3 protein-coding genes and 1 pseudogene are annotated in these 4,955 nt (G+C 47.1%); 3 read left to right on the plus strand and 1 reads right to left on the minus strand.

The features are described from left to right. Nucleotides 1-195: 195 nt before the first annotated feature. Nucleotides 196-433: pseudogene (locus tag WBA89_RS07385) on the minus strand (hypothetical protein). A 405-nt stretch (nucleotides 434-838) separates the two neighbouring features. Between WBA89_RS07385 and WBA89_RS07390 the strand changes: the two are divergent. The 3 genes from WBA89_RS07390 to WBA89_RS07400 form a co-directional block, all read left to right on the plus strand. Beyond that, nucleotides 839-1,456, plus strand: a complete 618-nt coding sequence (locus tag WBA89_RS07390) for a Uma2 family endonuclease (RefSeq protein WP_424405200.1) — start codon at nucleotides 839-841, stop codon at nucleotides 1,454-1,456. Nucleotides 1,457-1,562: 106 nt separating this feature from the next. After that, nucleotides 1,563-4,538: a filamentous hemagglutinin N-terminal domain-containing protein gene (locus WBA89_RS07395; RefSeq protein WP_424405202.1), complete on the plus strand. Its 2,976-nt coding sequence runs from the start codon at nucleotides 1,563-1,565 to the stop codon at nucleotides 4,536-4,538. 221 nt (nucleotides 4,539-4,759) lie between these two features. Then, the coding region (locus tag WBA89_RS07400) for a hypothetical protein (RefSeq protein WP_424405204.1) at nucleotides 4,760-4,955 on the plus strand (196 nt) is incomplete at its 3' end.

Raw genomic sequence — 4,955 nt, forward strand, 5'->3', positions numbered from 1 at the left:
GCCGTAAAGTAGCAACAATGCTTGGATTGGATCTAAGTGGAGTTGGTAGAGGTGACTTGTCAGCACCTGTAAGACTTAAATTGTGGTCTTATGAATCCCCTCGCCTTTAGGAATGGGGAGATGTCAAACCATCTTCATTTGCATTTAAAGGAGCCGGTTCAGCTACGATTGTCAGTGTCATAAGCATCTTCAAATTCAAGATCCCAATAGTAGCAAATCCACTCGTCGCGCTTCCAACATTGCAGCCACTTCCTCATCTGTAGGTGCGGGTTGGTCTGTCTTTAGCAAGCCTCGCATCCGCTGAATCGCGCCAGAACGATCGACTCTGGTAACTGGCTGATCTTGCAAGGACTCAATGATGGCGCTCACTAACGCAAGGCGATCGCGGGCGTGGCAGTTTGAAGACCTGCTCCTTGACTTCTTCTAGCAACATAGACGGCTCCTAAGATTGAAGGTGTCTACCATCTAGTATGAACGATTGCGTTCTCCATGACCAGGTAGAATTAGCTCTGCTCCCGGTAACTCATTCAAACTCATGACTCTTCCTCCTCTGAGTTAGATCAAATCCGGTAGCATCAAAATTCTTCATCTCTCTTATCTCCCTCTGTGTTCTCTGCGTTCTCTGTGGTTAAATCACGATCGTGCAACGGTCAACGATATTACATTCAAAACCTTTGATAAATTTCTCACATTTTAGCGCTGACGGTCAAATTTTATTAAGTGGCGGTCTCGATCGCTACTTGGATCGCGATCGCATTGATACGATTCAAATATATAATTATAATGGAACCGGAAACGATATAAATCCTAACCTAGTTAACACAAGAGGGCTTGTCTTATGGTTCAGACAAAAACTAAACTAACATTTGCAGAGTTTCTCGAAAAGTACCCAGACGGATCTGGCATCTACGAACTTGTAAATGGAGAGATTGTCAAAGTGGAAGCAACCAGAGCTCATAAAAATGTGGCAAGATTTCTAGTATTTGGCTTTAACGATGAAATCAGGCGCTTGGGACTTGACTATATTGTTGACAAAGATATAGTTTTCAGAACTGTAACAGCTTCTGGACAAGAGCAAGGCAGAAATCCTGATGTCGGCGCAGTCAAGGCATCAGTATGGAATAGCAATGTCCGCGGCTACGGAGCCCTGATCGAACCTATCCAATTAGCAGTAGAAGTTACTTCAACTAACTGGGAAGACGACTATGTTGATAAGTTAGATGAGTATCAACGGCTAGGCATTTGTGAGTATTGGATTGTGGACTATTTAGCCCTCGCTTCTAGGGCTTATTTGGGTAATCCCAAAATTCCCACAGTTTTTGTTTACTCTTTGGAAAATAGCCGCTATTTAGTTCAAAGTTTTACAGGTAATGAGCGCATTATCTCTAAAACTTTTCCCGAACTGGAAATCACTGTAGAGCAACTTGTACTCAGCAGCCAAATTCAAAACCTTTAGAGAAACGAGCTCGGCTTACACTGCTAAACTTTATCCTGGAAAGAGTTTTTTTATGCCTTCCTTGCATTACTCGTTACTATTTGCACCATTCTCAAGAACAGGCAAGATGCCTGTTCCACAAATACTAGATTTTCTTGTGGGGAGTAGGGGTTGGGCATCTTGCCGGCCCGTAAGTTACTTTCTACTGTTTGCCTTGGTGTTGCTATTTCCCTCGAAAACCTTCGCCAAAATCGTCCCCGACGGCACTTTGGGCCCGGAAAGTTCGCGCGCAGTTTCCGATACAATTAATAACTTGCCATCAGATAGAATCACTGGCGGCGCAACTCGCGGCACTAATCTCTTTCACAGTTTCGGCGAATTCAACATCAAAGAAGGGCGGGGAGCTTATTTTGCCAATCCCAGCGGAATTGCTAATATTTTTACCCGCGTTACAGGCGGCAAATCCTCAAATATTTTAGGAACTCTGGGAGTTTTAGGCAATGCTAATTTGTTTTTAATTAACCCGAAAGGGATTGTATTCGGGCCCAATGCGCGGTTAGATTTGCGCGGTTCGTTTCTGGCTTCTTCTGCTGCAGGCGTGGTGTTTAATAACGGTTTTGAATTTAGCGCTGCTAATCCCAACGCAGTACCTTTGTTAGCGATTAATATTCCTGTGGGTTTAAGCTTTCGAGACAATCCCGGTGCAATTGTCAATGCTTCGAGAGTTACTCAAAAAATTGAAGGTACAGAAATACCTGTCGGTTTAGCAGTTGCTCCCGGTCAAACCTTAGCAATGGTAGGAGGAAATTTAATCTTTAACAATGGTTTTGCCAGCGCTTTTAGCGGCAACATTCAATTAGGGAGCGTCGCCAGTCCGGGTTTGGTAAGCTTCAATATCACACCGATAGGCTTAGGTTTAGATTATACAAATTTTGCCAAATTTGGCAACATTGAATTATCAGGTTTATCGGCGGTGACGGCGAGCGGGCCTGCTGGTGGCTCGATCGCGCTCCGGGGCTCAAATGTGATTTTGCGCGATCGGGCTTCCCTAGTTTCCGATACATTGGGAAGTATCAACGGCCGCGATATTACAGTTGATGCAGCACAGTTAAGAATATTAGACCAAGCCTTTATTTCAACTGGTACTACCGGGACGGGAGCCGGAGGAAATGTCAGCATCCGCGCGACAGATGCTGTAGAAATTACAGGAATAGGATTTGATAACTTTCGGCGCAATGTTCTCGATGCCGGCACAACAGGAACTGCTAGCTTTTCAACCAGGCAAAGCGGCATAGCTGTCGGGACAGTGGGCCCTGGTGCGGCGGGGAATATTACAGTTGATACTAAGCAACTAATGCTCCGAGAAGGCGCGTTAATCCTCAACCCGAGTTACGGTGCAGGAGCAGGGGGGAATGTGGCAATTAAAGCTGCTGAATCTGTCGAAGTCAGCGAATCTGGGCTGCTCACCACCGCGATCGATCGAGGTAGGGGAGGCAATTTAACAGTTGATACCGCAAAGCTAACTGTGCGTAATGGGTCAGTTATATCAAGCGCAACTGTGGGTGCAGGTAATGGTGGAAACTTAATTGTGAGAGCTTCTGACTCGGTACTGCTCACAGAATACCGATTAGATAGTTCCTTCGGTACTGGTATTATTACTAACAGTATTGGCGGTAGGGGAAACGCGGGAAATATAGAAATTAATACACGCTCTTTACTGATCGAAGGGGGAACTTCGATCAGTTCTACCAGCGGAGTTACATCTATAAATGGTGTGATTCCTGCTGTCGGTAGGGGTGGAAACATTACCATAAATGCTGCAGACTCTGTGACACTAACCGGTAGCCGCCAAAGTGACAGCTTATCTGCAGCTCGTATTGCTCGCAGTCAATTAGTTACCGGAACTGTTGCGGGTGGTAGTTCTGGAGATTTGAGGATTAATACTAGGCGATTGACTGTGGAAGGTGCAGCGGCAATAGGAGCATCTACTCTAGGTGCGGGTAATGGCGGAAATATCATTGTCAATGCTTCGGAATCGGTAAAACTGATTGGAACCACAGATAATTTGTCTGATTCCGGTATAGGAACCGCTTCTGGAGATACTTTGTTTCAGACTTTATTTCGGCTTGCTCCCCCCACGGGCGCGGCGGGAAACATCAGCATTACTACCCCAAGCTTGACTCTAGGGGATGGGGCGACGATCGTTGTCGGGAGTTTGGGATCGGGACGCAGTGGTAATATTAATGTTGTCGCAAATTCGATCGCCCTCGACAACAAAGCCAGTATAGACGGCACGACTGTATCCGGTGTCGGGGCAAATATTAACCTGCAAGCGCGAAATATCCAGTTGCGGCGCGGGAGCAGAATTACAACAGATGCAGGTACTTCTGAGGGTGGAAACATCAACATCAACAGCGATACTTTGGCTGCTTTACCCAAGGAAAATAGCGATATTACTGCTAATGCGCGATCGGCCGGGGGAGGTCGGGTTAAGATTAATGTCCCCAATGTTTTCGGCTTTAGCGCCGTTAGCCGCGAACAAGTGCAAGGAAATTTGGAATTAACAGATGCTGAATTTGCAGATTTGCAAGTAACTCCTACTTCTCTGCTTGGGAGCAGCGACATCGCCGCGATTTCCCAAAGCGGGGGCCCGGCTTTGCAAGGTACTGTTACTTTTAGTTCTTCTGGGGTGAATCCGGCTCAAGGTTTAGTGGAACTGCCGCAAAATTTGGTCGATCGGGCGGCGTTAATTGCTGCAAATCCCTGTCTCGAAGGAGGCGAGAACGAGTTTACCGTCACTGGGAAAGGGGGAGTGCCACCGAGTCCTAACGATGCCCTCAGCAGCGAACCTGCACCGTTTCCGTGGGTGGAAGCAGAAGGAAGAAGGAAGAAGAACCCCCCCCTGCCCCCCCCAAGGGGGGAGGTTCGAGGTTCGAGGGAAGAAGGAATGCGGGAAGAAGCGGAAAAAAAAGCTCAGGAAGTTGTTGCCGCTCGCGGTTGGGTGGTGAATGAGAAAGGGGAAGTTACGCTGGTGGCTGCGGAAGCTGCGGGTGATTTTCCACAGCGCACTCCCCATCCCCTGTCGGTTTGTCAGCCGCGATGAGTCCAAAATAGCAAATGCTTTCAAATTGGTCTATAGCGGTTCGATCGCGTGGTGAGGATAGCCCAAGGCCCTATGCCCTATGCCCTATCCCGGATAGTACCTCATCTTTCTGAGAAAGGCTATAGTTGTCAGCTAACAAAAGGTTAATTGTGGTTCTCCAAAATCTCGAATTCAGGAAATTATCTAAAATTAACGAACGCAAAGACCGAGAAAAATATTATATAGCAGGAGCGAGTTACCTGTTACTTTTGAGTTTTTGCTTGTGCCTTTTTCCCGATCGCGCGATCGGCCAAATCGTCCCCGACAGCAGCTTGGGCCCTGAAAGTTCGCGCACTGTCCCCGATACTGTCAACAACTTACCCTCAGATAGAATTACCGGCGGCGCAACTCGCGGGGTTAACCTATTTCACAGTTTCG

Origin of the sequence: Microcoleus sp. (assembly GCF_049646505.1) — a bacterium.
In the GTDB taxonomy this organism is placed as follows: domain Bacteria; phylum Cyanobacteriota; class Cyanobacteriia; order Cyanobacteriales; family Microcoleaceae; genus Microcoleus.

Excerpts from the sequence above, each read along its gene's own strand:
- WBA89_RS07390 (WP_424405200.1), top strand. The coding sequence starts at position 839 with ATGGTTCAGACAAAAACTAAACTAACATTTGCAGAGTTTCTCGAAAAG.
- WBA89_RS07395 (WP_424405202.1), top strand. The coding sequence starts at position 1,563 with ATGCCTGTTCCACAAATACTAGATTTTCTTGTGGGGAGTAGGGGTTGG.